Source organism: Vagococcus sp. JNUCC 83 (genome assembly GCF_053667615.1).
In genome coordinates, this window is sequence record NZ_CM132204.1 from 1,556,015 (window position 1) to 1,582,164 (window position 26,150).

34 protein-coding genes, 1 tRNA gene and 2 other annotated features are annotated in these 26,150 nt (G+C 33.2%); of the genes, 7 read left to right on the forward strand and 28 right to left on the reverse strand.

Annotated features, from left to right (window positions below):
* Positions 1-2 precede the first annotated feature (2 nt).
* The 14 genes from JNUCC83_RS07505 to JNUCC83_RS07570 form a co-directional block, all read right to left on the reverse strand.
* Positions 3-830, reverse strand: coding sequence for a TlyA family RNA methyltransferase (locus tag JNUCC83_RS07505; protein ID WP_454459434.1), 828 nt, complete (start codon positions 828-830; stop codon positions 3-5).
* The gene (locus JNUCC83_RS07510; RefSeq protein WP_454459435.1) at positions 827-1,723 is read right to left on the reverse strand and encodes a polyprenyl synthetase family protein; all 897 of its coding nucleotides are present in this window, start codon (positions 1,721-1,723) and stop codon (positions 827-829) included. The genes JNUCC83_RS07505 and JNUCC83_RS07510 overlap by 4 nt, the downstream gene beginning before the upstream one ends.
* A gap of 2 nt (positions 1,724-1,725) precedes the next feature.
* Positions 1,726-1,953 (reverse strand): exodeoxyribonuclease VII small subunit, encoded by a 228-nt coding sequence (locus tag JNUCC83_RS07515; RefSeq protein ID WP_454459436.1) that lies wholly within the window; start codon positions 1,951-1,953, stop codon positions 1,726-1,728.
* Positions 1,946-3,298, reverse strand: coding sequence for an exodeoxyribonuclease VII large subunit (xseA, locus tag JNUCC83_RS07520; protein ID WP_454459437.1), 1,353 nt, complete (start codon positions 3,296-3,298; stop codon positions 1,946-1,948). Before xseA ends, JNUCC83_RS07515 begins: the two co-directional genes overlap by 8 nt.
* Positions 3,285-4,157, reverse strand: coding sequence for a bifunctional methylenetetrahydrofolate dehydrogenase/methenyltetrahydrofolate cyclohydrolase FolD (gene folD, locus JNUCC83_RS07525; protein ID WP_454459438.1), 873 nt, complete (start codon positions 4,155-4,157; stop codon positions 3,285-3,287). The genes xseA and folD overlap by 14 nt, the downstream gene beginning before the upstream one ends.
* A 169-nt stretch (positions 4,158-4,326) precedes the next feature.
* On the reverse strand, positions 4,327-4,974 hold the full coding sequence (locus JNUCC83_RS07530) for a hypothetical protein (RefSeq protein ID WP_454459439.1): 648 nt from the start codon (positions 4,972-4,974) through the stop codon (positions 4,327-4,329).
* A 303-nt stretch (positions 4,975-5,277) separates the two neighbouring features.
* Positions 5,278-5,730, reverse strand: a complete 453-nt coding sequence (gene nusB, locus JNUCC83_RS07535) for a transcription antitermination factor NusB (protein WP_454459440.1) — start codon at positions 5,728-5,730, stop codon at positions 5,278-5,280.
* Entirely contained in the window at positions 5,717-6,145 is a 429-nt protein-coding gene (locus tag JNUCC83_RS07540) for an Asp23/Gls24 family envelope stress response protein (RefSeq protein WP_454459441.1), read from the reverse strand. The genes nusB and JNUCC83_RS07540 overlap by 14 nt, the downstream gene beginning before the upstream one ends.
* 24 nt (positions 6,146-6,169) lie before the next feature.
* Entirely contained in the window at positions 6,170-6,727 is a 558-nt protein-coding gene (gene efp, locus JNUCC83_RS07545) for an elongation factor P (protein WP_454459442.1), read from the reverse strand.
* 37 nt (positions 6,728-6,764) lie between these two features.
* Positions 6,765-7,829 (reverse strand): M24 family metallopeptidase, encoded by a 1,065-nt coding sequence (locus JNUCC83_RS07550; protein WP_454459443.1) that lies wholly within the window; start codon positions 7,827-7,829, stop codon positions 6,765-6,767.
* A 115-nt stretch (positions 7,830-7,944) separates the two neighbouring features.
* Positions 7,945-8,229, reverse strand: coding sequence for a 50S ribosomal protein L27 (rpmA, locus tag JNUCC83_RS07555; protein ID WP_071456391.1), 285 nt, complete (start codon positions 8,227-8,229; stop codon positions 7,945-7,947).
* Positions 8,223-8,570, reverse strand: a complete 348-nt coding sequence (locus tag JNUCC83_RS07560; RefSeq protein ID WP_454459444.1) for a ribosomal-processing cysteine protease Prp — start codon at positions 8,568-8,570, stop codon at positions 8,223-8,225. The genes rpmA and JNUCC83_RS07560 overlap by 7 nt, the downstream gene beginning before the upstream one ends.
* A gap of 22 nt (positions 8,571-8,592) precedes the next feature.
* Complete coding sequence (rplU, locus tag JNUCC83_RS07565) at positions 8,593-8,901, reverse strand: 50S ribosomal protein L21 (protein WP_071456389.1); 309 nt, start codon at positions 8,899-8,901, stop codon at positions 8,593-8,595.
* A gap of 20 nt (positions 8,902-8,921) precedes the next feature.
* Positions 8,922-8,992 (reverse strand) — a sequence feature (ribosomal protein L21 leader region).
* A 76-nt stretch (positions 8,993-9,068) separates the two neighbouring features.
* A complete protein-coding gene (locus JNUCC83_RS07570; protein WP_454459445.1) occupies positions 9,069-9,683 on the reverse strand; it encodes a TetR/AcrR family transcriptional regulator in 615 nt (204 codons plus the stop codon).
* 269 nt (positions 9,684-9,952) lie between these two features.
* On the opposite strand from JNUCC83_RS07570, the gene JNUCC83_RS07575 reads away from it, so the two are divergent.
* A tRNA-Arg gene (locus JNUCC83_RS07575) sits at positions 9,953-10,026 on the forward strand.
* Positions 10,027-10,114: 88 nt separating this feature from the next.
* On the opposite strand, the gene JNUCC83_RS07580 is transcribed toward JNUCC83_RS07575, so the two are convergent.
* Positions 10,115-10,807 (reverse strand): O-methyltransferase, encoded by a 693-nt coding sequence (locus JNUCC83_RS07580; RefSeq protein WP_454459446.1) that lies wholly within the window; start codon positions 10,805-10,807, stop codon positions 10,115-10,117.
* Positions 10,808-10,946: 139 nt separating this feature from the next.
* Between JNUCC83_RS07580 and JNUCC83_RS07585 the strand changes: the two genes are divergently transcribed.
* Positions 10,947-12,872 carry a fructose-1,6-bisphosphatase gene (locus JNUCC83_RS07585; protein ID WP_454459447.1) on the forward strand — a complete coding sequence of 642 codons (1,926 nt, stop codon included), beginning with the start codon at positions 10,947-10,949 and terminating at the stop codon, positions 12,870-12,872.
* Positions 12,873-12,918: 46 nt separating this feature from the next.
* Here the strand turns inward: JNUCC83_RS07585 and rplT are convergent, their stop codons facing one another.
* The 3 genes from rplT to infC all read right to left on the reverse strand — a co-directional run bounded on the left by rplT (position 12,919) and on the right by infC (position 14,096).
* Positions 12,919-13,278, reverse strand: coding sequence for a 50S ribosomal protein L20 (gene rplT / locus JNUCC83_RS07590; protein ID WP_454459448.1), 360 nt, complete (start codon positions 13,276-13,278; stop codon positions 12,919-12,921).
* A gap of 70 nt (positions 13,279-13,348) precedes the next feature.
* Positions 13,349-13,549 (reverse strand): 50S ribosomal protein L35, encoded by a 201-nt coding sequence (rpmI, locus tag JNUCC83_RS07595; protein ID WP_071456384.1) that lies wholly within the window; start codon positions 13,547-13,549, stop codon positions 13,349-13,351.
* 25 nt (positions 13,550-13,574) lie between these two features.
* The gene (gene infC, locus JNUCC83_RS07600; protein ID WP_071456383.1) at positions 13,575-14,096 is read right to left on the reverse strand and encodes a translation initiation factor IF-3; all 522 of its coding nucleotides are present in this window, start codon (positions 14,094-14,096) and stop codon (positions 13,575-13,577) included.
* A gap of 24 nt (positions 14,097-14,120) precedes the next feature.
* Positions 14,121-14,259 (reverse strand) — a sequence feature (ribosomal protein L20 leader region).
* 110 nt (positions 14,260-14,369) lie between these two features.
* On the opposite strand from infC, the gene JNUCC83_RS07605 reads away from it, so the two are divergent.
* The gene (locus JNUCC83_RS07605; protein ID WP_454459449.1) at positions 14,370-15,032 is read left to right on the forward strand and encodes a pentapeptide repeat-containing protein; all 663 of its coding nucleotides are present in this window, start codon (positions 14,370-14,372) and stop codon (positions 15,030-15,032) included.
* A gap of 38 nt (positions 15,033-15,070) precedes the next feature.
* Here the strand turns inward: JNUCC83_RS07605 and JNUCC83_RS07610 are convergent, their stop codons facing one another.
* The 6 genes from JNUCC83_RS07610 to dhaK all read right to left on the reverse strand — a co-directional run bounded on the left by JNUCC83_RS07610 (position 15,071) and on the right by dhaK (position 19,645).
* A complete protein-coding gene (locus JNUCC83_RS07610) occupies positions 15,071-15,271 on the reverse strand; it encodes a cold-shock protein (RefSeq protein ID WP_071456381.1) in 201 nt (66 codons plus the stop codon).
* 182 nt (positions 15,272-15,453) lie between these two features.
* Positions 15,454-16,443, reverse strand: coding sequence for a DhaKLM operon coactivator DhaQ (dhaQ, locus tag JNUCC83_RS07615; protein WP_454459450.1), 990 nt, complete (start codon positions 16,441-16,443; stop codon positions 15,454-15,456).
* Positions 16,444-16,540: 97 nt separating this feature from the next.
* On the reverse strand, positions 16,541-17,677 hold the full coding sequence (locus tag JNUCC83_RS07620) for a glycerol dehydrogenase (protein WP_454459451.1): 1,137 nt from the start codon (positions 17,675-17,677) through the stop codon (positions 16,541-16,543).
* A gap of 15 nt (positions 17,678-17,692) precedes the next feature.
* Entirely contained in the window at positions 17,693-18,061 is a 369-nt protein-coding gene (gene dhaM, locus JNUCC83_RS07625; protein WP_454459452.1) for a dihydroxyacetone kinase phosphoryl donor subunit DhaM, read from the reverse strand.
* A complete protein-coding gene (gene dhaL / locus JNUCC83_RS07630; protein WP_454459453.1) occupies positions 18,062-18,640 on the reverse strand; it encodes a dihydroxyacetone kinase subunit DhaL in 579 nt (192 codons plus the stop codon).
* A 15-nt stretch (positions 18,641-18,655) separates the two neighbouring features.
* Positions 18,656-19,645, reverse strand: a complete 990-nt coding sequence (dhaK, locus tag JNUCC83_RS07635; RefSeq protein ID WP_454459454.1) for a dihydroxyacetone kinase subunit DhaK — start codon at positions 19,643-19,645, stop codon at positions 18,656-18,658.
* 165 nt (positions 19,646-19,810) lie between these two features.
* Here dhaK and dhaS point away from each other — a divergent pair, with 165 nt between their 5' ends.
* Positions 19,811-20,374 carry a dihydroxyacetone kinase transcriptional activator DhaS gene (gene dhaS, locus JNUCC83_RS07640; protein ID WP_454459455.1) on the forward strand — a complete coding sequence of 188 codons (564 nt, stop codon included), beginning with the start codon at positions 19,811-19,813 and terminating at the stop codon, positions 20,372-20,374.
* 28 nt (positions 20,375-20,402) lie between these two features.
* On the opposite strand, the gene trmB is transcribed toward dhaS, so the two are convergent.
* The 4 genes from trmB to JNUCC83_RS07660 form a co-directional block, all read right to left on the reverse strand.
* Positions 20,403-21,041 carry a tRNA (guanosine(46)-N7)-methyltransferase TrmB gene (gene trmB / locus JNUCC83_RS07645; RefSeq protein WP_454459456.1) on the reverse strand — a complete coding sequence of 213 codons (639 nt, stop codon included), beginning with the start codon at positions 21,039-21,041 and terminating at the stop codon, positions 20,403-20,405.
* 50 nt (positions 21,042-21,091) lie between these two features.
* Entirely contained in the window at positions 21,092-21,871 is a 780-nt protein-coding gene (locus JNUCC83_RS07650) for a phosphotransferase family protein (protein ID WP_454459457.1), read from the reverse strand.
* A gap of 113 nt (positions 21,872-21,984) precedes the next feature.
* Positions 21,985-23,205 (reverse strand): ABC transporter permease, encoded by a 1,221-nt coding sequence (locus tag JNUCC83_RS07655; RefSeq protein WP_454459458.1) that lies wholly within the window; start codon positions 23,203-23,205, stop codon positions 21,985-21,987.
* Positions 23,205-23,939, reverse strand: a complete 735-nt coding sequence (locus tag JNUCC83_RS07660) for an ABC transporter ATP-binding protein (RefSeq protein ID WP_454459459.1) — start codon at positions 23,937-23,939, stop codon at positions 23,205-23,207. The genes JNUCC83_RS07655 and JNUCC83_RS07660 overlap by 1 nt, the downstream gene beginning before the upstream one ends.
* A 149-nt stretch (positions 23,940-24,088) precedes the next feature.
* Between JNUCC83_RS07660 and JNUCC83_RS07665 the strand changes: the two genes are divergently transcribed.
* The 3 genes from JNUCC83_RS07665 (at position 24,089) to JNUCC83_RS07675 (ending at position 26,049) form a co-directional block, all read left to right on the forward strand.
* The gene (locus JNUCC83_RS07665) at positions 24,089-24,511 is read left to right on the forward strand and encodes an HIT family protein (protein ID WP_454459460.1); all 423 of its coding nucleotides are present in this window, start codon (positions 24,089-24,091) and stop codon (positions 24,509-24,511) included.
* A 2-nt stretch (positions 24,512-24,513) separates the two neighbouring features.
* Positions 24,514-24,891 (forward strand): YtxH domain-containing protein, encoded by a 378-nt coding sequence (locus JNUCC83_RS07670; RefSeq protein WP_454459461.1) that lies wholly within the window; start codon positions 24,514-24,516, stop codon positions 24,889-24,891.
* A 135-nt stretch (positions 24,892-25,026) separates the two neighbouring features.
* Entirely contained in the window at positions 25,027-26,049 is a 1,023-nt protein-coding gene (locus tag JNUCC83_RS07675) for a peptidylprolyl isomerase (protein ID WP_454459462.1), read from the forward strand.
* Positions 26,050-26,150: the final 101 nt, after the last annotated feature.

Here is a 26,150-nt window from a genome sequence, read left to right on the forward strand (position 1 = left end):
TCTTATCCATGTAATTGAGTATGAGCTCTTTCAACTAACTCGTTTGTGCTTTCTAGTCCTAAAAATGTTCCAATTTCTTTAGATGGTCTTAAATAAGCTAAAAACTCAATATTACCTTCACCACCTGTAATTGGAGAAAAATCAAGATTCAACACATCAAACCTTGCTCCAGTCATCATTTCTATCATTCGTTGTAGCACGTCTTCATGTACTTTTTTATCTCTTACTATCCCTTTTTTTCCTACTTGGTTTTTCCCTGCTTCAAATTGAGGTTTAATTAAAGCAACTACTTCTCCATCCTCAGAGATAATCTCTCTTAAAACAGGTATAATTAATTTTAAAGAAATAAAAGAAACATCTATGGTCGCAATATTAGGTTGTCCTAATGTAAAATCAGATAATTTAGAATATCTAAAATTTGTTTTTTCCATCACTTCAACTCGAACATCTTGACGTAGTTTCCAAGCCAACTGATTGGACCCCACGTCTAATGCATAACTCATTAGTGCCCCATTTTGCAAGGCCACGTCGGTAAACCCACCTGTTGAAGACCCAATATCAAGTAATCGCTTATTTGAAAAATCAATACCAAACATCTTAATCGCTTTTTCTAACTTTAATCCCCCGCGAGACACATATTTTAATACCTGTCCTTTTAATCGTAACTCAGTCGTTGTAGGTATTTTTTCACCTGGCTTATCGTATCTAATATTTTTTTCATCACATACTAAACCTGCCATCACAGTTCTCTTAGCTTTTTCTCGTGTTTCACATAGCCCTTGCTGAACGAGCAATACGTCAACACGTTCCTTACTAACTTTACTTGTCATTTTATTTCCTTCAATTCTCTTAAAATTTCATCTAATAATGTTTGGGTATTACCCAACTTCAACTCTTCTTTTACCTGTTTTAATGCTGATTCTGCTTGTTCACATTGCTGATAAAAGGCTTCCTTCGCTTTACCTAAGCCCAATAATGACACATAAGTCGATTTTTCAAGACGTTCATCGCTTCCTACACGTTTCCCAATTAACCGCTCATCTCCGATAACATCTAATAAATCATCTCTAATTTGAAAAGCTATTCCTAAAGATGTTGCATAATCCATTAAAAAGTTAAACACTATATCATTAATATCTTTTAAAACACATGCCATTTCAACAGATGCCTTAATCAACGCCCCAGTTTTCTTTTCATGAATCTTCTGTAAAACATCTAAAGAAACTTGTTGGTGCTCTGCTTTTATATCTTCTACTTGTCCTGCAATCATCCCACTAGAACCAGATTGGGTTGCTAGTAAGTTGATTAATTGAACTTTTTTATCAGCATCAATAACAGCAGTAGCTAATATGTGAAAAGATTCTGTCAATAAGCCGTCACCAGCTAATATAGCTAATGCTTCACCAAATTGTTTATGATTCGTCGGTAAGCCACGTCGTAAATCATCGTCATCCATAGCCGGTAAATCATCGTGGATTAATGAATATGTATGAATCATTTCTAAAGAACTAGCAACTTTATACTCTTCTTTCGTCAATTCAACATCTAATAATTCTAGCGTTGCTAAAAAAAGCAGCGGACGAAATTTCTTTCCCCCAGCTTTAACTGAATAAACCATTGCTTCATACAATTCATCACTAACTGTTTGCTCTTTTAAAAATGCACAAATTGTCTCTTCGATAATAGGTGAAAAACGCCCGGCAAACTCAGAGTACTTTGACATAATTACTCTCCTTTAGATTCAAATTCAATTTCTTGTCCTTCACTACTCATTACTTTAGTTAATGTTTTTTCAGCATTAGCCAATGTCTGTTGACATTCTTTACTCAGCTCAACACCACGTTGAAATTTTTCTAGAGCTGTCTCTAAAGGAACATCTCCTGATTCCAATCCTTTAATAATTTGTTCTAACTCTTCCATTGATTCCTCAAATGTTTGCTTTTCTTTACTCATCTTCCCCATCACTTTCTATTTCTTTTACAACTGCACGTAACCGACCATCAGAAACATTCAATGTAATTTCATCTGATACGGTAACATCTGAAACACTCTTAACAATTTGATTATCCTTAGTCACATAGGTATATCCTCGACTCATCGTTTTCAACGGACTTAATAAATCCAAAGAGTCGCTAAATTGGTACAATTGCTTTGTTTTATCTCTAATAATTTGCTGCATCGCACGTTCTAAGTTCTGTTCTAAGTATTTTTGTTCTTGGGAACGTCTTTTTATTTGTTCACCAGGATTTTTTACCATCAATCGCTCAGATTTTTTTTGCCACTGGCTATTTTTATAGTGTAGCTGATTGCTCATAACTTGTTTTAACCGATGATCTAAATTATCTAATTGTAAATAAAATGCTTCATATAATCTATTTGGATGTTTAAACATAACTGATTGACTGGCTTTATCATATCTAGCCTGTTTATGTTTTAATTGATTGTCTAACGCATTGAACAATCTAGATTGTTTTTCCCTAATTTTGAGTAATTCTTCTTGTAAAACAGGCACCGCAAGTTCAGCTGCTGCTGTTGGTGTTGCCGCGCGTACATCTGCTACTAAATCGGTTAATGTCGTATCTGTTTCATGGCCAACCGAAGAAATTATGGGTGTTCTTGATTCAAAAACAGCACGCACCACTTCTTCTGTATTAAATGACCATAAATCTTCAATAGATCCACCACCACGTCCAACAATCATTGTATCAAAATTACCAATAGCATCCACTTCTCTTACTCTTTGGGCAATCTCCTTAGACGCTCCTTCTCCTTGAACCTTTGTAGGAAACAATACTAACTGAGCTATTGGGTATCTTCTTTGTACAGTGGTTATAATATCCTTAATAACCGCACCACTTGGACTAGTAATTACTGCAATTCGCTTTGGATACTTCACTAACGATTGTTTATGGGTTAATTTAAATAGACCTTCTTTTTTAAGTGCCGATTTTAATTGCTCATACGCTTGATACAAAGCCCCTATGCCATCTGGTTCCATATGGTCAACATATATTTGATAATTACCTGAAGCCTCGTAAAGAGAGAGGCGACCAACCACTAAAACTTTCATTCCCTCTTCAGGTGTAAATTTTAATTTTTGGTATGCCCCTTTAAACATCACCGCTGAAATCTTAGCTTTATCATCTTTTAAACTAAAATATTGGTGACTATTTGCTCGTGCTCTAAAATTTGATACTTCACCAGTCAAATACACTTTTTCTAAATATGGGTCTGCATCAAATTTACGTTTTAAATATTTTGTTAATGCTGTGACCGTTAAATAATCACTTGTTGTCATGGCTTTCCTCTCCACAATGTTTTCTACCTTGAGACATCGTTTGTTCCATTAGCATTGTTATTGTCATTGGACCAACACCTCCTGGGACTGGTGTAATCGCACTAACTTTAGGTAACACATCACTGAAGTTGACATCACCAACAAGTTTTCCTTCGTTATTTCGATTCATTCCAACATCAATCACAACTGCGCCCTCTTTTACGTACTCAGACGTAATAAATTCTGCTTGACCAATTGCAACAACTAATATATCCGCTGTTAATGTCTCTTCTTTTAAATTTTTTGTTTTTGAATGAGCGATAGTCACTGTAGCATCTTCATTTAACATCATATGCATTAATGGCTTTCCTACAATATTACTTCGGCCAATAATGACGACTTTTTTTCCAGATAACTTAATATCATGCTCTTTTAATAGTGTAATAATACCAAAAGGGGTACAAGGATGCATATCAGGATCACCCACAAAAAGTTTCCCTACATTTAATGGATGAAACCCATCCACATCTTTTTTAGGATCAATTGCCAGCAATACATTTTCTTCATCAATATGTTTTGGCAACGGTAACTGAACTAAAATACCATCCACTGTACTATCTTGATTATATTCTTCAATAATACTTAATAAATCTTTTTCACTTATCGATTCATCTAATCGCTTTACTACTGAATGGAAACCGATTTTTTGGGCCGATTTTTCTTTGTTTTTTACGTATACTTTACTAGCACTATCTTCTCCTATTAGAATCACTACTAATTTAGGTATACGGTAACCTTTACTTTTCCAATCCGCCACTTCATTAGCTAACTCAGATTGCATTTTATTTGCTAATGCTTTCCCGTCTAAAATTACTGTCATCGTCTCCATCCCTTCATTTATTAATTACATTTATTCTAACATACTTACTTCTAATTAAATAAAAATCAACAAAAAAAACTAACTATAACAATACACCTTGCTCTTTTATAAGTGTATTAATTACAATTAGTTCTTATTATACTATGAATATTTTTTTCGACAATAAAAATTACTGCACATCTTCATTGGAATTTACTTCTTCTAAAATACTATCTGCTTTTTCTCTTAATTCTTTCACATCAGTTCTAGCTTTTTCTAATTTACCATCTTTTTCTTTGTCTAATTTCGATAATTTTTCAAATTGCTTATCTAATGCCTCTTTTTCACTATTTAAATGATTCATCTTTTCAAGAACTTCATTTTTTTCAGCTTCTTCCACCCGTACTTGTTCCTGATACTTATTAATTTCTCCAGTGTAATAGGCTTGATTTTCAGCCAGCTCAGCTTCTCTATAGTCATCTTTAGCTATTAAATTTTTCTTCTGTGTTTCTATAGTACTATTTAATTCAGTAATTTTACTCTCTAAATTTTCTTGTTCTATGTTTAAATTACTAATTGATTGTTCTTTTTCTAAAATAATTTGTTTAAGTGACTCTTTTTCTACTAATTCTCTTTCAAGCTTGTCTCCATTGTTTTTTAATTTATTATCTCTTGAATCAACAGCTGTTTTTAATTTATCCAAGACAACTTCTATTCCTTTGATATCGTCTTCTCCACCCCAAAATAAATCACTAGCATACACAACAATTCCACCAACCAATAAACACACTACCATACTACCTAACATTAATATTCGTTTGCTAACTCTTTTCTTCATTCATTTACTCTCCTCTTTATAGTTAAAAATACGCTATAAATCAGATCTGTTCCTTACTTCATATATGTCTGTGCCATTAACCACTTTGTGAAAAAACATATTTTTTCACTGTTATTAATTGTTTCCTTTATATTACTCAATTCTCCAAACCTCTTATACAGCAAGAGTAATTATGCCCAACCCAGTATAAGTTAGCAATGTTTATGCTTATACATGACAATTTATACCAATTAAAGAGGGTTAAAGCTTCACAAAAAAAAGCAAAGGAAATCAATTTTCCTTTGCTTTTTTAAGATAACCGATTTACTTTTGAGTTTCAATATCACCTAGTACAGATGATAAAACACCATTAATAAAACGTTTTGATTCATCATCACTATAAGTCTTAGCTAACTCTAATGCTTCATTTAAAGACACTTTGTTAGGAACATCTGTTAAATATAACATTTCGAATATTGCTAAGCGCAAAATAATTAAATCAGATTTAGCTAGACGATTAAGTTTCCATCCTTTCAGATGTTTTTCAATCGTTTCATCCAACACATCTTGTTTCTCATTAATCCCTGAAACAACCACTTCTAAATAAGTTGGAATCACTAAATCTTCTTCTAATTCAGACTTTTCATCCATTAACGATAACGTATAGAAAATCGAATCAATAGCAACTGCATCTTCTTGATACATCATTGAAAATATCGTTTGAAAAGCTACTTCTCTTAATTGGTGTCTTGTTAATCCCACTCTAATCTTCCTCATCTTCTGAATCAAATAATTCATTTAAATCTGGCAGTGTTGTCTTTTCTGGAACGACTCCCACAACATGCACATTTACTTCTGCTATTTCTAAATCTGTCATATATAATACTTGTTGTTTTACTTTTTCTTGCATATCAATCGCTGTTTTTGGTACTGATACACCATAATTTAAGAAACAATATAAATCAATTTTTATATTTCCCTCATCATTAGTTAGATAAACACCTTTATCATGGACAGAGCTTCCAAAAAGCTCAGCAACATTAGATGCCAAATTACCGCGCATACCATAAACACCAGATACTTTTGATGCAGCAATTCCTACTATCACTTCAATTACTTCAGGAGCAACAACAATTTCTCCGTCAATCGCTTGGTTTTGGTTACTTAATACCAAATTTTTATTTTCTGACATTAAACTTCCTCCTTTAGTTTATTACTATGCACGAGAAACATAAGAACCATCAGATGTATTAATTATTAGACGATCTCCAGCACTAATAAAGAATGGCACTTGAACGACTAATCCAGTTTCCATAATAGCTGGTTTTGATCCTCCTGAAGAGGTATCCCCTTTAATACCTGGCTCTGTTTCTTTGACTTCTAATTCTACCGTATTTGGAAGATTTATTCCAATAGTTTCTGTTCCATACATCATAATATGACACTCAGAATTTTCCAATAGGTAATTTAACTCTTCTTCAATTTGTTCATGAGGTAACTCTAATTGCTCATAAGTATCCATATCCATAAAGACATAGTTACCACCAGACTCATAAAGATATTGCATTTTTTTATTATCAATTTGAGCTTTAGCCACTTTTTCCCCACCACGAAATGTTTTTTCAGCAGTATTTCCATTACGTAAGTTTTTTAATTTTGTACGAACAAATGCGGCACCTTTTCCTGGTTTCACATGTTGAAATTCAATTACTCGGTAAATATTACCATCTACTTCTATTGTCAAGCCTGTTTTTAAATCATTGACTGATATCATCAGAATCCTCCTAAACGACTGGTTTTCGCATATTTATCTATAAAATAATAAGCTCTTTTGGAGAATGTGTCAATCGGTCAATACCATCTTCTGTCACTAGCATATCATCTTCAATACGCACGCCACCAATACCTGGTAAATAAATACCTGGTTCATTTGTAATCACATTCCCTGGAACAAATGCTTTTTCTGCCAATTTAGATACGTTAGGCCCTTCATGAATTTCTAAACCAATACCATGACCTGTCGAGTGCCCAAATGCTTCTCCATATCCTTTTTCAGTGATATAATCTCTAGCAATTGCATCTAATTCTACTCCAGTCATTCCTGGTTTTGCTTTATCTAGTACTAATTGTTGGGCATCTTTTACCACTTGGTAGATTTCTTTTAGTTTCTCACTTGGTTCACCTAAAGAAATAGTTCGTGTCATATCAGATACGTAACCATTATAATAACAACCAAAGTCAATCGTAATAAAATCGCCTTCTTCAATAATTTTGCCACTTGCTACACCATGTGGCATTGCTGAACGTAACCCACTTGCCACAATTGTATCAAATGACACACCACTTGCACCAAGACTTCTCATGTAAAAATCTAACTCATTTGCTACTTGAATTTCAGTCATTCCTGGTTTGATGTATGTTAAGATATGCTCAAATGCTGCATCAGCAATTTGACAGGCTTTACGGATGGTTTCAATTTCTCCGATATCTTTTACTTCACGAAGTGTTTCAATCACACCAGTGATAGGCATTAGATCAACTTCTACTAATTCTTCTAAAATAGTATATTGGAAAAATGATACTGTCTGTTCTTCAAACGCCATATTTTCAACATTAGATTGACTAACTAAATCTGCAACCACTTCAAAAATTGGTTTGACGTTTTTTACAATTTCATAACCTTCACATTGCTCACTGGCCTGTTCAGTATATCTAAAATCAGTGATGAAATAAGCTTTATCTAACATAATCAACGCTACACCCGTTGTACCGGTAAATCCTGTTAAATATCTCAAGTTATATGAATTAGTAATCAAAAAACTATCTATTCCGCGTTCGACCATTTTTATTCTTAATTTTTCTACACGTTCCATCATCTACGTCGCCCTCTTTCATTATACTACTTTTCATTATAACAAACTTGTGAGTGAAATAAAATGAAACAACAAAAAAAGCAACCTATTCATTTGAATAAGTTGCTTTAACATTTAATTATTTAGCCACTGGATAAACTGATACTTGTGTTTTTTCGCGACCTTTGCGTTCGAAACGAACCACACCGTCCACTTTTGCATACAATGTATCATCTCCACCACGACCAACGTTTTCACCTGGATAAATTTTTGTTCCGCGTTGACGGTATAAAATTGATCCACCTGATACAGTTTGACCATCAGCACGTTTAGCACCTAAACGTTTTGATCTAGAGTCACGACCGTTAGTAGTAGAACCTCCACCTTTTTTATGGGCGAATAATTGTAAATTCATTTTTAACATGGGCTTGCACCTCCTTGACTAAGTTTAACTTGTATAAATGCTTGATTATCAGCTTCGATTGAGCGTAGCCCAATCAATAAACTGTGAACCAATAAATTTGTTATATCAATTTGTCTATCAGATAAATCATTTAATCTTTCAAAATAAAGATACCCTGATTCCATCTCATAAATGGGCATATACTCTGCTAGCTCATTAATACTATTTATTGTATTAATAGATAACGCAGATGCTGCTGCACACACGATATCATAACCAAACGGTCCAGATTCGGCATGTCCATCCATTTCAAATGATAAAAAATCACCGTTCCCAGCTTGCTTAAATTCAGCTCGTATCACAATCAAACCTACTTTCTAAAAATTAGGCATTAATTGCTTCGATCATAACTTTTGTATAAGGTTGACGATGACCTTGTTTACGATGGCTGTCTTTTTTAGGTTTGTATTTGTAAGTAACAACTTTCTTTTGTTTTCCTTGTTTTTCAACAGTTCCTTCAACAGTTGCTCCTTCTACAAGTGGTGTCCCAACTTTTGTTGATTCTCCACCTACTAAAACGACTTCATCAAACACAACTTTACCGCCAGCTTCTACGTCTAATTTTTCAACGTAAATCGCTTGACCTACTTCTACTTTAACTTGTTTTCCACCAGTTTTTACAATAGCGTACATGTTTGTTCCGCACCTCCTTCTTCTTTACTTAGACTCGCCGTCACAAGCGACTAATGTTCTTAATACTTGTTTCGTGCGGTTGTAGTTGTGGTGCACACAAATACAACATTAACATATTATCAAAAAAAAAGAGAACAGTCAATAACTTTTGACCATTCTCTGATATTTTAGATAGTCTCAGACACAAAAAAGTCAGATAAACCAACTTCAATAAATAACTCTGAGCGGTACATTTTTGATACCATCGCTGCAATATAATGATTAGCGTAAATTTGCCCCTCGTTTACCCATGCATTTGCGATTCCTAATAAACTATATACTACAAAATTATTGACCAATTCTTTTGGCATTTTTCGAACAGGTATAGAATTACCATAGTTAACGTGAGCTAACACATAATCATATAAACGTTCGCTAAACAATACACGATAATCTTCTGCATCGTTTTCATTAAGTAACGTTACAAAGAACTCTGGTGAATTCCCGATATATGAAAACACGCGATCTAAAACGATTCTTGGTATTTGTTTTTCTTCATCACCTTGATACGGCACATATTCAACAACAGATTCATAGAAATCTTCAATAATTTCTTCCATAATTGTTTCAATAAATGTATCTTTATCACGGTAATGCAAATAAAAAGTTCCCCTAGTAACGCCAGCTTGATTTGTTAAATCTTTAATGTTCATTTCACTTAAACTGCGTGTTTTTAACAAATCTAAAAAAGCCTGTCTTAATTTTTTACGAGTTTTAATGACTCGTGGATCAATTTTCCCCATATATATATTCCCCTTACACCTAAATTAATTGTATATTGCTTAATTTCCCCATAATATCAACAATACTGTTGTAAGTATACATCATACTTCTAGTTTTTGTCTAGTATTTTTAATTTTCGTTTGTTTATCATCCATTTTTTCTTTTTAATTTCCTTTTAGAACAAGTTTTTTAATAATTAATTTTTTTATAAAAAAACTGTTGACTATTCTTTAAAAATTGTATATGATTATTCTGTTGTTTAAAACAACCAATATTTTTAAAACGTCCAGTCGCAGTAGCTCAGCTGGATAGAGCATTCGCCTTCTAAGCGAACGGTCGGGGGTTCGAATCCCTCCTGCGACGTTATTTAAACCAATTGATAAGCTGTTTATCAATTGGTTTTTTTATTGTCTTAAACTAATAAAAAATGAATGTGAGTCTCACACATCCATTATTCCACTATTAAATTAACGTTTTCAACTTCTTTAGAGATCATTAAAACACCATCACCTAACGGAAGAATCGTCACTGACAATTCCTCATTATCTAATACTGCGTCATATAATTTATTAAGTTTTCGATGAATCGTACGTTGACTTTTTGGTATTTCTTTTGTGTCATGCATGACAGTTCCAGCCTGAAAAACATCATCAATCATAATTACGCCACCTTTTTTAATCAAGCGCAAACACTCAGGTAAAAATTCGATATATTTTGATTTAGCACTATCCATAAAGATAAAATCAAACGGACCTTCTAGTGTAGAAAGAATATCCTTAGCATCCCCCTCAAGCAACGTGACTTGATTGGTTATCTCTAATTTTTCAAACGTTTTTTTGGCTCGTCGAATCATCACATCAAAGCGATCAATCGTTGTTACATGACCATCTTCTCCCATAGCGTCTATCATTAAACTAGCTGAAAATCCAATGGCTGTACCAATCTCCAACACATTTTTAGCATGAATTTGTTTAAGAAAAAACCTTAGAAACGTTGCTGTTTCATTTGGTATAACCGGGACACCTGTTTCTTTAGCTTCTTGTTGAATTTCCCCAACTTTTCCTCTCATTTCAGGTTGTCTATATCTAATTAAATCAATTATTTCATCCTTCAAAACTGGTCGATGCATCATTTCATTTCTCATGTTTATCCCCTTTCTAACCTATAAGATTATACAAACTTTTAATGCATTTGACAATTAGGTAAATTTTACTAATTGGTATAGATTGACTATCTGTATTTGTTATACTACTATTAACTAAAAAAGAAAAGGTATAAGGTATATGACTAACCAAAACAAATATTTAGATTTACTCTATAAACAATATAAAACTAAAGAAAATATCGTCAGTGAGATCATAAATTTGAAAGCGATTCAAAACCTACCTAAAGGAACAGAACACTTTGTTAGTGACCTACATGGGGAATTTAATGCTTTTCAACACTTACTTAGAAACGGTTCTGGAAATGTCAAAGAAAAGATAAACGATGTCTTTAACAACGAATTAACTGACAAAGAAAAACAGACGTTAGCTTCTTTAATTTATTACCCTGAACAAAAGTTAAATTATTTAGAAAAGCATATCGATACAAATTGGTATAGACAAACAATCAACCAATTAATTCGTTTAATAAAATTTAGCGCAAGTAAATACACACGTTCTAAACTCAGAAAATCATTACCCAAACGATTTTCTTATATAATCGAGGAGCTACTTTATCAAGTAAAAACAAACACAGATAAAAAAGAATACTATAACCAAATTATTTCTGATGTTTTAAACCTAAAACAAGGAAATGATTTGATTATCGATTTATGCTACACTATCCAACGCTTAGTGGTTGATCATTTGCACGTTGTTGGGGATATCTATGATAGAGGACCTGAACCCGACAAAATTATCGATGCTCTGATAGAATACCATTCTGTCGATATCCAATGGGGAAACCACGACATCATCTGGATTGGGGCTGCTGCTGGCTCACCATTATGTATGATGACTATTATTAGAATCTCTGCTAGGTACAATAATTTAGATATTATAGAAGACACATACGGGATAAATTTGCGACCTTTGTTAACTTATGCTGAAAAATATTATATAGATAATCCAGCTTTTAGACCCAAAGTTACACCAGAAGATCAATCATCTAGCGAAGAATTACTAGAAACAACAAAAATTCATCAAGCTGCTGCTATTTTACAATTTAAACTTGAAGAACAATTAGTACAAAGACGTCCTGAATTTCAAATGAATCACCGACAACTTCTATCACGGACTAATTTCAACAATTTAACTGTATCGATTAAAGGCATAGACTATCCCTTAAATAATACATGTTTCATGACAGTTAACCCTAACAATCCATCAGACTTAACTTTGGAAGAGAGTGATGTTAGCGAACGCCTAATGCATAATTTTATTCATTCAGAAAAATTAAAACGTCACACTGACTTCTTAGTAAAAAAAGGAAACATGTATTTAATTTATAATGATAATTTACTCATTCACGGATGTGTCCCTTTAAATAATGATGGGTCACTAAAAGAATTCAAACTACATCAATCAACCTACAAAGGAAAAGACCTACTAGATTTTTTTGAAACTAGTTTGAGGAAAGCTTACAATAATCCAAATGAGCATACGGATTTTGATACAGATATATTATGGTATTTATGGTCTGGAGAAAACTCTTCGTTGTTTGGAAAAAGAGAAATGACAACATTCGAACGTTATTTTATAGAAGATAAGACAACACATATCGAAAAAAAAAATGCTTATTACACACTAAGAGAAAAAGAAGAAACCATTTCATTTATTTTAGCTGAATTTGGTTTATACAAAGAAGACAGTCATCTGATAAACGGTCATACACCGGTTAAAGAAATAAAAGGGGAAACACCTATCAAAGCAGGCGGAAAGATGCTTGTTATCGACGGAGGTTTTTCAAAACCATACCAAAAAACAACAGGAATTGCCGGTTACACCCTACTATATAATTCTTACGGTATGCAGTTAGTTGCACATAAACCTTTTTCTTCCATAGAAGATGTCATTCTACAAAATGATGATATTGTATCAATAAAAAGGATTGTTGACAGACCACTGGAAAGAAAATATGTTCATGATACAACTATTGGTGCAGCACTCCAAGAACAAATAAACGACTTAACAAAACTATTAGATTATCTGCCAACTAAAATTTAATAAAAAAAGAACTAGCAACTTAAATTAGTTTGCTAGTTCTTTTTTATTATTTAGCCAAAGCAGCTTTTGCTTGGTCAGCTAACGTTGAAAATGCTTCTGCATCATGGATAGCAATATCAGCTAACATTTTACGGTTCATATCAATGTTTGCTAATTTTAAACCATGCATGAATTTAGAATAACTTAAACCGTTCATACGAGCTGCTGCGTTGATACGAGCAATCCATAATTTACGGAAGTTACGCTTCGTTTGACGACGATCTCTAAATGCGTATTTATAAGAAGTCATCACTTGTTCTTTTGCTGTTTTATATAATGTATGTTTTGAGCCATAGTAGCCTTTAGCTAACTTAAGCACTTTTTTACGACGTTGGCGAGTTACTGTTCCACCTTTTACACGTGCCATGATAATTCCTCCTTGAGTTGTTCAATATTTCAGTATATAAGTATTTTAGTTATTATCAAAAACTAAAAAATTATTTCATGCGAGTTAATTGTTGACGAATGCGTTTGTAATCGCCTTTTGATACCATTGCTGGACGACGTAATTGACGACGTTGTTTTTTAGTTTTTCCATGGAAACGGTGACTAGTAAATGCGCGATGTCTTTTTAGACCTCCACCACCAGTACGTTTTACACGTTTTGCTAATCCACGGTGTGTTTTCATTTTTGGCATGTTATTTTCCTCCTCAGATTTTTACCTACTTATCTGTTTTTGGTGCAAGCATGATAAACATACTTCTACCATCCATTTTCGCTTTTTGTTCAACAACTGAAATATCATTTGTTTCATCCGCTAAGCGATTTAAGACGTTCTGACCAATTTCTTTATGGGTAATCGCACGACCTTTAAATCGGATAGAAGCTTTCACTTTATCACCTTTTTCAAGGAATTTACGCGCGTTACGCAACTTGGTATTAAAATCATTGACATCTATCGTCGGGCTCAAACGAACCTCTTTTACATTAATGACTTTTTGCTTTTTACGGGCTTCGCGTTCCTTTTTCTGTTGCTCAAAACGGAATTTTCCATAATCCATGATTTTTGCAACTGGTGGTTTAGCGTTTGGTGATACTAAGACAAGATCAAGATTTGCCTCTTGAGCAATTCTTAAAGCTTCTACTTTAGATTTAACACCTAGCTGTTCTCCGTCTACTGCAATTAAACGTAGTTCTCTTGCACGAATGCCGTCATTCACCATATTATCTTTAGCTATGGTCATTCACCTCCGAATTTATTAGAGAAAAACACAGAAAAAACGAGCTCTTTATTATGATAAAGACCCCGCACCAAAATAGTTTTTGATAAAATATCAAAACTAAACGTTATCTAGCCCAACAATTTTTCATTGTTAAGGCGAGAAGCGGGTGCTTCTGCTTTAATTTCTCAACTTCATCATTGTATAATACAAAAACATGAAAGTCAATAATTTTTTCAGTTTAATTTATTCCTTATGCTATAATAACGTTATCACACTAATTAAAGGAGTACTCTTATGAAAATCAAACAACCTATGCTAGATTTAGTGTCACTTTCTCAAATGTATGAATTTCCTAATATAAATTCAGATATACCTTTAGAAAAATGTTACTTAGAACAATTAGATTCTCATCACTTTGATTCAATCAATCGAGTGATCATCTCTCAAAATTTTTGGCAAAAAACAACGTTTGCTAATCAAATAGGTGAAATGATTGAAATAAGCGATTCTATTTTCGAGTCTTGTGATTTTTCTAATACTGAGTGGATTAACAGCTCGTTTCATCGCGTCATATTCAAAAACTGTCGACTAATTGGAGTAAATTTTGCAGATTCTTTTATTAATCATTGTCAATTCATCAACTGCTCATTATCTTTTTCCTCTTATAACTTTTCAAAAATAAGATTTACCCAATTTACAGACTGCGACTTATCTGAATCCGAATTATCTAACTTAGATTGGAAAAATTTAAGGTTAGATAATTGCAGGATAAATAAAACAGCCTGGTTAAACACTTCTATGGATAAACTAAACCTATCTAATTGCCAATTTGAACAACTTTACTTTTCCCCAGATACTATTAAAGGCTTAATTGTTAATATCGAACAAATAATATCTATCGGTCTTGCTTTAGGTTTAACATTAGACGAGCCTCTAGAAAATAAAAAAACCACCTAAGTTTTATCTTAAGTGGTTTTGTTTAATTTAAAATTAGATTAAGCTTTAACGATGTTAGTTGCTTGAAGTCCACGTTGACCTTCTTCAACATCAAAAGTCACTTCTTGACCTTCTTCTAAAGTTTTGAATCCGTCACCTTGGATAGCTGAGAAATGTGCAAATACATCTTCTCCACCTTCTTGAGTGATAAAACCAAAACCTTTTTCAGCGTTAAACCATTTTACAGTTCCGTTTGCCATGTTGTGTTTCCTCCTTATTATCGCGTAATCATGTACGCATATATTTGTTGCAATAAATGTGACGCTTAATAGGAGAAATGTAAACAGAATGTTAATTTTCCTAAAACGAATCAAATATACTACGCTTATAAATATAACACGAGTTTCATTTAAATACAACCTTTTTTTTAAATAAATTATTTTCACCAAGCAAAAGCATCTGTTTCTTTCTCTAAATAGTCTAACCAAACATCCTCAACTATTTCAAGCAACGTCAATGAAATACCTGCCATATTGGTTGAAGTCATATAGTTTCCTGCTTTTTTAAATACAACGTCTACCTCTTCTAATTCCAATAGTCGTTTTACATCATTAGCAAAAATATATTGTTCCATAATTGTCGTGGTTCCAAGGCCATTTACTAAAATTGCAAATCGTTTATTTGCATAATTGTCATATTGTACTAGCAATTTGTTTAACAATTCGTTGGCTAAATGTTCTGATGAGACAAAAGGTTCACTACGATACCCTTTTTCGCCATGTATCCCTATACCAAAAGAGATTGTATTGCTTTCTAATTCAAAATTATTTTTTTCACCACTTAAACTTGTGCCACTAGATAAAGCTACGCCTAAACTATTCATTGCATTAACAATATGACGACCCATCTCTACTAGCTCAGACAATGTTTTCCCTTCACTCGCTGCCGCACCTAGTATTTTATGTACCAATACCGTTCCAGCAACCCCACGTCTTCTTTTTTTGAGCGTATCAGTTTCAACAGAACAATCATCATTTACAATAACATATCCAACCTTTTGACCTTCTTGTTCAGCCATCTCTTTAGCTTTCAAAAAATTGATCACATCCGCTTCAAAATTTTTAATGATCAGCAAAACACCCAATCCTTGATCCGTTTGTTTTATAGCTTGATAGATTTCTTCTGCTGACGGGGGGACGAAAATTGGTCCACTCACAGAAGCGTCTAGCATATTTTCCCCAATATAGCCAAAATGAGCCGGTTCATGTCCACTACCTCCACCGCTAATAAGTGCTACTCTGTTTGGTGTTTTATTTTTTCTAAGTAATATGCCCGTCTTAGAGACGCGAGTTAGTTTATCCTGATGAATGTATGCCACACCATTTAAAACTTGCGAAACGCTATCTTTTGGTTTATTTATAATACGTGTCATAACATCCTCCTTTTCTTCTCACGTTCCTAGTCTATCATAAGTCAATAAAACAATAAACAGCCAGAATATAGGGCATTCTGACTGTTTAATTTATTTATTATTGGTTATGTTTTTCTTTATAGTCACGACCAATTTTATCTGCGGCAATAATCGCTGCAGCCACTTCTTCTTCAACAATAGGGAAAGGCATAGAATGAATTGATTCTTCAGGTATACACGCTTTTTCAGCAACTTCCATTGCTTCTTCAAACGTAATACTTTCCACCCCAATATCTTCTAAACACACTGGTAAACCAATTGATAAACTAAAATCAAGCACCTCATGTAATTCTTTTTGTGACGCATTTTCTAACACTAATTGGCAAATCACACTAAAGGCAACTTTTTCACCATGGAAATATGAATGAGTTCCTTCTAAAGCTGTTAATCCATCATGAATCGCGTGAACAGCTGCTAATCCACTACTTTCAAATCCTAAACCAGATAATAAAATATTTGTTTCTACAATATTTTCTAATGCTGGTGTCACCACATTGTTATCACATGCGATTTTTGCACTATAGCCATTTTCAAGTAATGTTTCATAGCACACTTTAGCTAATGTATAAGCTGCAATTGTATTCTTAGCAGGTGCTGTTTCTTTTGTTACATAGCCATTTGGTAAACCGGCATTCACATTTGAAAATGAATTCGCTGTTGCTCGTGCTTCAAATAATGTTGATAACGCATCCCCCATACCTGATACTAAGAAACGAGTTGGCGCGTTTGCGATAATTGTTGTATCAACCATGACGACACTTGGACTTTGTTTAAAGTAGGCATAATCATCAAATTCACCATCATCAGTGTATAAAACAGCTGAATGACTTGTTGGCGCATCTGTTGCTGCAATCGTCGGTACGATAATTAAATTATCTCCTTCAGCCACACATTTTGAGGTATCAATGGCTTTACCTCCTCCTAAACCAATCACACAATCTGCTTCATTTTCTTTAGCAAATGCTTGTAATCTAGCCACTTCTCCGCGTGAACACTCACCATTAAAATGGCTTGGAATAAATGTGATACCAAATTTTTCTGCTGTTTTGTCTAATTTTTCTTGCACGCGATTGATATCATCTTGATGTGCGATTAAAAGAGCTGTCTTTCCAAATGTTTTAACATAATAACCTAAGTTCAGTAATTCATCTTCGCCTTGTACATATTTTGATGGACTAATAAATGCTTTTCTCATGATATTTCCCCCTAGTTATTTTACCTTTAATTCGCTTAATTGTTCTTCAATGGTTTTTATATCAGCACCAGCTTGTATTAACGCGGCCGCTGTATAACTACTTTCAACTAATGCTGTATCATATAAAATGACATTTTTATCTGTCATGTCCATTGCTAATTCTAAATTCATTTTGGCACTTCCTAAATCATAAAACGCTAGAATAGTGTCTGCCTCGTTTGCTTCAAATGCTGACATAATCGTATCAAAACTTGTTCCAATACCATTATCTTCTAAACCGCCAGCTGTTGTAATCGAAACATCTTTGGCTACTTCTCTAATCAAACGTGTAATTCCTGTTGTAATTTCTGATACATGTGATACTAATACAATTCCTAAACTCATCTATTTCACTCCTGCTTCTATCATGGCTTCAAATAGGTAACTACTAGACATAGCACCCGGATCAATGTGTCCAATAGAACGTTCACCCAAATAAGAGGCACGTCCTTTTGTTGCTTTCATTTCTTTAGTCAATTCAGAAATTTCTTTAACTTTTTCTTCTGTTAAAGAACCTTCTTTTAGAGAATCAATCACTCGTGACCATGTATCAAGCATTGTTTTTTCACCTGGCTCACTTTTTCCACGTTTTTGAATTTCACTCATGCCACCTACTAAAATCGTCACTAAATCATCTGATTTCATTGATGCTTTCGTCATTCCCATAAAAGCTGATCCATATAATGGTCCAGATGCCCCACCAACTTTACTGATCAATGTCATAGCTGCTAATTTAAATACATCTGTTGGTGTTTCTGGATTTTTCTCTTCGATGGCTTTCATCATTTCACTTGTTCCACGAGCCATGTTAGCTCCGTGATCTCCATCACCAATTGGTGTATCTAACTCACTTAAATATGCTGTGTTTTTGTTAACTTTATCTGTAAATAATTGCAACCAATTTATAATTTGTTTTGTTTCCATAAATGTCTCTCCTTTTTACCAAGCAATAGTTGTAACAGGTGCTTTCAATGCTTCTATCCACTCTGGTGTATCTAAATGAATCATAGTTAACGATAAACCTTCCATATCAATTGATGTCATAACGTCCCCAACTTTTTTAAAGTCAATAACTAACCCATCTTTTTCTAATAGAGCTTTTACATCATTCATAAAGACAAATTGCTCCATTAATGGAGTACCACCTAAACCGTTCACTAAAACACCATATTTATCGCCAGATTTCCAATTAAACTCATCTTTTAGTTTTCCAACTAATTCTTCGGCTAATTTTTTTGATGACTGTAATGTTTCTTTACGATAGCCAGGTTCACCGTGAATTCCCACACCAAATTCAATTTCATCTTCGGCTAAAACAAACCCTGGTTTTCCTACTGCCGGTACAGTTGCCCCAGTTAATGCTACACCTAATGTTTTAATTTCTTTAACTAGTTTGTCCCCTATTTCTTTAATTTCAGTTAATGATTTACCGTTTTCAGCTGCATGGCCTAAAATTTTATGAACCAAGATTGTCCCTGCTACACCGCGTCGACCAGCTGTATATGTACTGTCTTCTACCGCAATATCATCATCAACTAACACCGTTTCAACGTCAATTCCTTCCATTTCTGCTAAGTCTTTTGCCATTTCAAAATTCATCACATCACCAGAATAATTCTTGATAACAAGTAAGACCCCAGCACCATCATCAGCGGCTTTAATTCCTTCTAGTACTTGGTCAGGAGTTGGCGAAGTGAAAATTTCTCCACAAACAGCGGCACTTAGCATACCTTTCCCAACAAATCCAGCATGTGCAGGCTCATGACCACTTCCCCCACCACTGACTACACCAACTTTATTACCAGAAATATTTTTCTTAGCAATCACATTTGTTTCAGGAACACGTGTCACTAAATCACTATAAGCATAAGAGAGTCCTTCAAGCATTTCATTTAATATGTCATCTGTTTGATTAATTATTTTTTTCATCGTCGCTTCCTCCGTTTTCTTATCTATGTCTGTATTATATAAAGAAAAGGCTTTCTTTGTAATGGACAGTTTTAGATATGTGTCCGCTTTCAAAGTAAAAGTTTATTTGTTTTTTTTGTTTTTGCTTGTTATTCTATAGACACGGTTAACTAAAGGAGGTCTCTCATGGCGTCAACGGGTTCTTTAATCACAAAAAAAGTCATCGCCTACTCATTAAAAGATTTATTAAAGACAACTCCCTATCAAAAGATATCTATAAAAGATATTATGGCAAACGCTGAATATCGTAGACAAACATTTTACGATCACTTTACAGATAAAGAAGACTTGATTGTTTGGATTTATCAACAAGAATTAACTGAAATCGTAGAACATTTTATCAATTATGATCATTGGACAGTCATCATAAAACGATTGGTTGATTATTTCGAAAAAAACAAATTATTTTATCAAAAAACATTACTGGAATCCTACATCTTTGATGCTCAATTATCAGACCAATTGAAACAATTTGTTCTCTATCTCTTAACAACTCACCACACAAATGGCGGCAAGCAAACAACTACACCAAAAGATACAGCTTCCTTTTATTCATTTGCTATAACTGGTACTATCAAAGATTGGTTATTTCATGATTGTCGAGTCGACAAAAATCTACTAACCTCTTTTATCACTAATCAATTATTCCTTTTATTAGGTGAAAACAAAAAAACATCTTTGCCCTCTTAGATAATGAGCAAAAAGATGTTTTTTATATTTATTTAAAGGTTGCTACTAATCGGTAAATTGGTTGCCCTTTTGAAGAAAATTTTTCTTCATACTCTGTCATAATATTTCCTTCAAAGTCACTATTATGCAAATCAAGCCATACTTGATTTAGAGTCATGCCATACTGTGATAAACTTGCCAAGGAATACTCGAACAACCCTTGATTATCTGTCTTAAAATGAATTTGCGCACCGGGTTTTGAAATAGTCTCATAAGTTTTTAGAAATGTTTTATAAGTTAGGCGTCGTTTTTCGTGTTTTTTCTTTGGCCAAGGATCAGAAAAATTCAAATAAACTTGTGATACTTCTTCATTAGCAAAAAATTCCGTTAAATCAGCCCCATTAACTAATAATAACTGCAAATTTGGTAATTTTTCTTCTAATTGTTTTTCTAGTATTGAAATCATCGCATTTGTTTGTAATTCTATACTAATGTAATTGATATCAGGATGGGCTTTAGCCATCTCTACGATAAATTGCCCTTTACCACTTCCTACTTCTATATGGATTGGCTGATTTATTTCAAAACGTGATTGCCATTTCCCTTTCCACTGGCTACCATCTGTCAAAATATACTGTGGATTCGCTTTTATTGTATCCATTGCTCCTGGTTTATTTCTTAAACGCATTGTAAATTCCTTTCTATAAAATAGCCCCTTGACCTTAGTCAAAGAGCTACTTAAATATCATATATTTTTTTTAAAGTTAACATGTAATTTGATACTTGTGTCATTTCTTTTCTAATATAGCTTCTTCTAATTTGTTGTAGTAAATTCATACCTACATACCAATAAATTCGCTCAATTAATTCTTCGTCAGCTTTCACTCCATATAATGACAACCAATAAGACCAATCATTTTTATCCACATACTGACCTAAAATAGTTCCTAAATCATAAGCAGGGTCTGATAAAACAGAGTAATCCCAATCAACCAAATATAATTCTCCATTAGATGCTAACATCCAATTATTGTGAATGGCATCTCCATGACAAGCCACAAATCCATGTGAATTATATGAAGGAAGGTGATTTTCTAAGTATCTAAATACTCGCATCAAGTAATCATCGTCTTTGAGGTCTTGGGGTAAATCTGTTACATAATCTTTTAGAAAATCAAACGCTGTTTTTTCAGCCCCGTCCATTCTTTTTAACATTGATTTCAACGATTCTGATTGGTGTAGATAACGTAACATATGAGCAACATCTTCATTGTGTGACATTTCTTCTATTTCTAACTGGCGACCATCTAACCACTCTTGTGCAGTTAAAATATCTCCATTGCTTGTTCGTTTGGTCCATAATAATCTAGGGGTCAACCCTTCCCTAGACAAAGCCGCCAAAAAAGGTGTCGAATTACGCTTGATAAAGACTCTTTCATTTTCTTTCATACCTTTATACGCTTTTCCAGTATCCCCTTTGATTGGTTGGAGATTCCAGTTTTTATCAAAATTAAACATGTTCATTACTCTCCATAATTGTCCTTTACTCACCTTTACCATCATTCAACTGTTCCACTGTAGGATTTCGAAAATTTAGTATAACATATTTCTCTCAAACTTTTTCATCTAATTTATTTTTTTTCAATTTTTTTTAGTCTCATAGGTAGATAACCCCAAGATAATAGAGCAAATACTAGTATAAAGATAGCCATCAGCTTACTTCCAGCTATAATATCACCTAACGCGACAAAAGAAATAACACTATATAAAACTGTCATAATCCCAATGATACTTCTAATAAGAAACAATACTGCTCCCGACTTTTGTTTATAAGAAATTGGATAAAGTTGTGTCATCAACATATAGTCAAACGCATGATACATTGGAATTAATTGAAACCCTAGTAGATAAATAAATAAACTACCTAATATAGCCATTAACCAAAATGATTTAGTAAAAAACAGCAACACTGCCCCTACGATAACTAAACGGATCACTAGACTACTGTACTCAGAGCCTCTTGCTACCACTCTAGCATATAAATACAAATAGGTATTTTCAGACGTTTTCTTAATCTTATTTAATACACCATCCAAGTATTTTCTTCGTTTAACATCAGATGACAGACCTGGTACATCCGTGAATAGATTAAAGAACGAATACAAACGTTTCATGCGTTTGCGCTCACTACTAATACTTTTCTCCCAATTTAACTGGCTATTGTCGACTGTTTTTCTACTTAATATAACTAAAACAACACTAATAACTACAGCTATCGCCATTCCAATATAAAAAGAACCATACAAGCTAATAAATAAACTGACAACGCCACCTATTAACCATACCATCCTATGAAAAAGAACTAATTTTTCAGAATTTAAGTATAATGACTCTAATTGTATCCATAGGTCAGAATATTTTAATACAAGTAAACTGATAATAACTAATACAGCCATTGAAAAATCAATACTTTTTGTTGCAACGACTAATGGGAAAGTTATGCCTACAACTAATGAAATACAAATTGCGGGAAAAATCATAGAATAATTAAGCCCTTTTGTTAAATAATTTTTCATGGCTCGTTCTTTAGGTAATAAGAAAACCATATCTGCTTCCTGCATTAGTGTACTTAATTTACCGATAAAAAGACTAACTAACCATAATGCAATAACGACAAATGGCATCCATATCACGTTAGGTGTAAGTGTTTTTAAGTATTCTGAATAGTAATAGCCAAACCCACCTAGCCCCACCATACAAATCAAAATAAAATGATCATTCATGACATACCTTAAGTATTTAAGCATTCTTTTTTGATGTTTTGCTAAACGTATTTTATAAAAATCTAACATTAATTTCCCTCCTCTTTTGTGAGGGATAAATAAATATCATCTAATGAAGAACCTGGAAGTTTAAACTCTTTTTGTAAATCAGTTAACGTGCCATTTGCTATTACTTCTCCATTATGAAGCACAACAAAACGATCACAATAAATTTCAGCTGTAGCTAAAATATGTGTTGACATTAAAATAGCAGCGCCTTGCTGTTTCATTTCATTCATTAGCTCTAACAAAGCATTTATTGCTAAAGGGTCTAAACCTAAAAATGGCTCGTCTATGATATATAAACTAGGCTCAGTTAAAAAAGCACATAGAACCATAACTTTTTGTTTCATCCCTTTAGAAAAATGCGTAGGAAACCAATCAAGTTTGTTTTCTAAACGAAATAACTTAAGTAAATACTCCGCACGTTTCAACGCCTCTTCTTTTGGAATATCATAAGCCATTGCTGTTACTTCAATATGTTCTCTTAATGTTAATTCATCATACAATATTGGACTTTCTGGTATAAAGCCAATTTTTTTACGGTAAGAATCAGGTGAACTAAAGATTGTCTCGTCATCAATAGTAATTTTTCCTTTTTGAGCATTTAACAAGCCAATAATATGTTTAATAGTTGTACTTTTACCAGCACCATTTAGCCCAATTAAACCAACCATTTCACCAGATTTCACTTCAAAATTTACAGATTTTAATACAGGTACATGGCCATAGCCACCTGTTAAGTTTTCTATTTTTAAGCTCATTGATTTTCCTCCATTATATACTAGAATGATTATATCATATTTCGTTCATTTACTTACTTTATTTTAATCTTGTCTCTCCTAACTTTCCATTCAATCATGATAATGGTACACTAGAACAGAATAGCGAATAAACCTAGGAGGAATACAGAATGACAGATTGTATTTTTTGTAAAATAGTGGAAAAAGACATCTCCAGCTACCCAGTTTACGAGGATGATATAGTTTACGCTTTTTTAGATATTACCCAAACAACAAAAGGACACACGTTGGTCATTCCAAAAAAACACGTCACAGATGTTTTTGAGTATGAAGAAAAACTTGCTGGAGATGTGTTTGCCCGAATACCTAAAATTGCACGAGCAATCGAACAAGCTTTTCCTGACATGGTTGGTCTTAATATTATAAATAACAATAAAGAAGCGGCATACCAAAGTGTCTTCCACTCACATATTCACCTTATCCCAAGATACGGCAAAGACGATGATTTTTCAATGACATTTGCTGATAATGGACAAAATTATTCAACAGATGATATGGTTGCTATAGCTCAAGCTATTAATGAGGAGATTTAATGGTGAAAAAGAAGACTAAAAAGAAACAATTTTCGGGAAAACAATTTATAAAAGGTTTCTTAGTTGGAGGTGCTGTTTTTGGTGGTACAGCACTACTATTAGCTCCACGTTCAGGAAAAGAGACACAACATCTCATTACTAATAAGATAGAACAAGACCTAAACTTTCTTTTAACTTTAGGAACTCAAGTTGATAATACAAAAGTACAAGCTAATCATTTAATCATCTTATCACAAGAAATCTTACCCGTTTTCGAGAAAGAAACAAAAAAAAGTTTAAAAAAATTCGAATTCAAAGCTAAACCTAGAATAGAAAAAATCAAAGAACAGCTCACTAAAATTGAGCAAGACTTAACAGAATTTAAGAATACTTTTGAGTAATAAAGTATTAAAATATTTATAAATTCTTCTTAACTTTTTAGATTACCTATTTAGTTTCATTCTATTTATGGTATAATAATAAACATGTTTATGGTAATTCATAATATTTACTGAAAATTAGATTGGAGAATCAACATGAAAAACAAAAAATTTAAATTAGCCGCAGTTGCTTTACTAAGTATAGTTACATTAGCAGGTTGTTCAGGCGGTAAAGATATCGTAACAATGAAAGGTGGTAAAATCACCGACACACAATTTTTCGATGAGCTGAAAAAAAGTTCAACTTCATCCGAAACTTTAGTTAACATGATTATTCAAAAAATCACATTAGATGACTATGGTAAGAAAGTCGATCAAAAAGAAATCGATAAACAGTATGCTTCTTACGAGAAACAAAATGGCGGTAAAAAGCAATTTGAAGCGTTACTGAAACAAAATAACATGGATGCAAAACAATTTAAAGACAATATTAAACAAAGCTTAGCTTTCCAAGAAATGCTAAAATCTCATATCAAAGTGACAGATGCTGACATAAAAGAAACTTGGAAAACATACCATCCACAAGTTGAAACACAAATTATGTCGTTCGATTCAAAAGAAGATGCTGAAAAAGCGTTGAAAAAAGTAAATGATGGAGAAGATTTTGCAAAAGTTGCTAAAAGTGACTCTCATGACACGACAACCAAAGAAGATGGTGGGAAAGTTAAATTTGACTCAACTGCAACAACAGAACCTACTGGTGTTACTGTCCCTACTGAAGTGAAAGAAGCTGCTTATAAATTAGAAGATGGCAAAGTTTCTGATTTAATCACTGTACAAAATCAACAAACTGGTGCTGACGTTTACTACATCGTGAAAATGGTTAAAAACAAACAAAAAGGTAATGATTACAAACCTTACGAAAAACAATTAAAAGAAATTTTCGAACAAACTAAGATGGCTGACGCTACATTCCAACAAGAGGTTGTTGGTAAAGAGTTAGACAAAGCGAACGTCAAAATCAAAGATTCTCAATACAAAGATATTTTAACTCCTTATTTACCACAAAAAGAAACAAAAACAAGTGAAAGTAAAACATCTAACTCAAAATCAAGTAGTTCTTCAGAAACTAAATCAACTGATTCTAGTAAAGAAGAAACAACTGAATCAACTAAATAACAAAAAGAGGCTGACCCAAAAGTATTAGAATATAAAAAATCCCATGAAATCCGTTAATTACAACGTTGATTTCATGGGATTTCTATTTTGATAGTTAAGTG

What these genes read in the sequence shown, in the direction of transcription:
- JNUCC83_RS07505 (WP_454459434.1), bottom strand. Translation starts at nt 830, where the DNA reads ATGACAAGTAAAGTTAGTAAGGAACGTGTTGACGTATTGCTCGTTCAG.
- JNUCC83_RS07510 (WP_454459435.1), bottom strand. Translation starts at nt 1,723, where the DNA reads ATGTCAAAGTACTCTGAGTTTGCCGGGCGTTTTTCACCTATTATCGAA.
- JNUCC83_RS07515 (WP_454459436.1), bottom strand. Translation starts at nt 1,953, where the DNA reads ATGAGTAAAGAAAAGCAAACATTTGAGGAATCAATGGAAGAGTTAGAA.
- xseA (WP_454459437.1), bottom strand. Translation starts at nt 3,298, where the DNA reads ATGACAACAAGTGATTATTTAACGGTCACAGCATTAACAAAATATTTA.
- folD (WP_454459438.1), bottom strand. Translation starts at nt 4,157, where the DNA reads ATGACAGTAATTTTAGACGGGAAAGCATTAGCAAATAAAATGCAATCT.
- JNUCC83_RS07530 (WP_454459439.1), bottom strand. Translation starts at nt 4,974, where the DNA reads ATGAAGAAAAGAGTTAGCAAACGAATATTAATGTTAGGTAGTATGGTA.
- nusB (WP_454459440.1), bottom strand. Translation starts at nt 5,730, where the DNA reads ATGAGGAAGATTAGAGTGGGATTAACAAGACACCAATTAAGAGAAGTA.
- JNUCC83_RS07540 (WP_454459441.1), bottom strand. Translation starts at nt 6,145, where the DNA reads ATGTCAGAAAATAAAAATTTGGTATTAAGTAACCAAAACCAAGCGATT.
- efp (WP_454459442.1), bottom strand. Translation starts at nt 6,727, where the DNA reads ATGATATCAGTCAATGATTTAAAAACAGGCTTGACAATAGAAGTAGAT.
- JNUCC83_RS07550 (WP_454459443.1), bottom strand. Translation starts at nt 7,829, where the DNA reads ATGATGGAACGTGTAGAAAAATTAAGAATAAAAATGGTCGAACGCGGA.
- rpmA (WP_071456391.1), bottom strand. Translation starts at nt 8,229, where the DNA reads ATGTTAAAAATGAATTTACAATTATTCGCCCATAAAAAAGGTGGAGGT.
- rplU (WP_071456389.1), bottom strand. Translation starts at nt 8,901, where the DNA reads ATGTACGCTATTGTAAAAACTGGTGGAAAACAAGTTAAAGTAGAAGTA.
- JNUCC83_RS07570 (WP_454459445.1), bottom strand. Translation starts at nt 9,683, where the DNA reads ATGGGGAAAATTGATCCACGAGTCATTAAAACTCGTAAAAAATTAAGA.
- JNUCC83_RS07580 (WP_454459446.1), bottom strand. Translation starts at nt 10,807, where the DNA reads ATGAGAAATGAAATGATGCATCGACCAGTTTTGAAGGATGAAATAATT.
- JNUCC83_RS07585 (WP_454459447.1), top strand. Translation starts at nt 10,947, where the DNA reads ATGACTAACCAAAACAAATATTTAGATTTACTCTATAAACAATATAAA.
- rplT (WP_454459448.1), bottom strand. Translation starts at nt 13,278, where the DNA reads ATGGCACGTGTAAAAGGTGGAACAGTAACTCGCCAACGTCGTAAAAAA.
- rpmI (WP_071456384.1), bottom strand. Translation starts at nt 13,549, where the DNA reads ATGCCAAAAATGAAAACACACCGTGGATTAGCAAAACGTGTAAAACGT.
- infC (WP_071456383.1), bottom strand. Translation starts at nt 14,096, where the DNA reads ATGACCATAGCTAAAGATAATATGGTGAATGACGGCATTCGTGCAAGA.
- JNUCC83_RS07605 (WP_454459449.1), top strand. Translation starts at nt 14,370, where the DNA reads ATGAAAATCAAACAACCTATGCTAGATTTAGTGTCACTTTCTCAAATG.
- JNUCC83_RS07610 (WP_071456381.1), bottom strand. Translation starts at nt 15,271, where the DNA reads ATGGCAAACGGAACTGTAAAATGGTTTAACGCTGAAAAAGGTTTTGGT.
- dhaQ (WP_454459450.1), bottom strand. Translation starts at nt 16,443, where the DNA reads ATGACACGTATTATAAATAAACCAAAAGATAGCGTTTCGCAAGTTTTA.
- JNUCC83_RS07620 (WP_454459451.1), bottom strand. Translation starts at nt 17,677, where the DNA reads ATGAGAAAAGCATTTATTAGTCCATCAAAATATGTACAAGGCGAAGAT.
- dhaM (WP_454459452.1), bottom strand. Translation starts at nt 18,061, where the DNA reads ATGAGTTTAGGAATTGTATTAGTATCACATGTATCAGAAATTACAACA.
- dhaL (WP_454459453.1), bottom strand. Translation starts at nt 18,640, where the DNA reads ATGGAAACAAAACAAATTATAAATTGGTTGCAATTATTTACAGATAAA.
- dhaK (WP_454459454.1), bottom strand. Translation starts at nt 19,645, where the DNA reads ATGAAAAAAATAATTAATCAAACAGATGACATATTAAATGAAATGCTT.
- dhaS (WP_454459455.1), top strand. Translation starts at nt 19,811, where the DNA reads ATGGCGTCAACGGGTTCTTTAATCACAAAAAAAGTCATCGCCTACTCA.
- trmB (WP_454459456.1), bottom strand. Translation starts at nt 21,041, where the DNA reads ATGCGTTTAAGAAATAAACCAGGAGCAATGGATACAATAAAAGCGAAT.
- JNUCC83_RS07650 (WP_454459457.1), bottom strand. Translation starts at nt 21,871, where the DNA reads ATGTTTAATTTTGATAAAAACTGGAATCTCCAACCAATCAAAGGGGAT.
- JNUCC83_RS07655 (WP_454459458.1), bottom strand. Translation starts at nt 23,205, where the DNA reads ATGTTAGATTTTTATAAAATACGTTTAGCAAAACATCAAAAAAGAATG.
- JNUCC83_RS07660 (WP_454459459.1), bottom strand. Translation starts at nt 23,939, where the DNA reads ATGAGCTTAAAAATAGAAAACTTAACAGGTGGCTATGGCCATGTACCT.
- JNUCC83_RS07665 (WP_454459460.1), top strand. Translation starts at nt 24,089, where the DNA reads ATGACAGATTGTATTTTTTGTAAAATAGTGGAAAAAGACATCTCCAGC.
- JNUCC83_RS07675 (WP_454459462.1), top strand. Translation starts at nt 25,027, where the DNA reads ATGAAAAACAAAAAATTTAAATTAGCCGCAGTTGCTTTACTAAGTATA.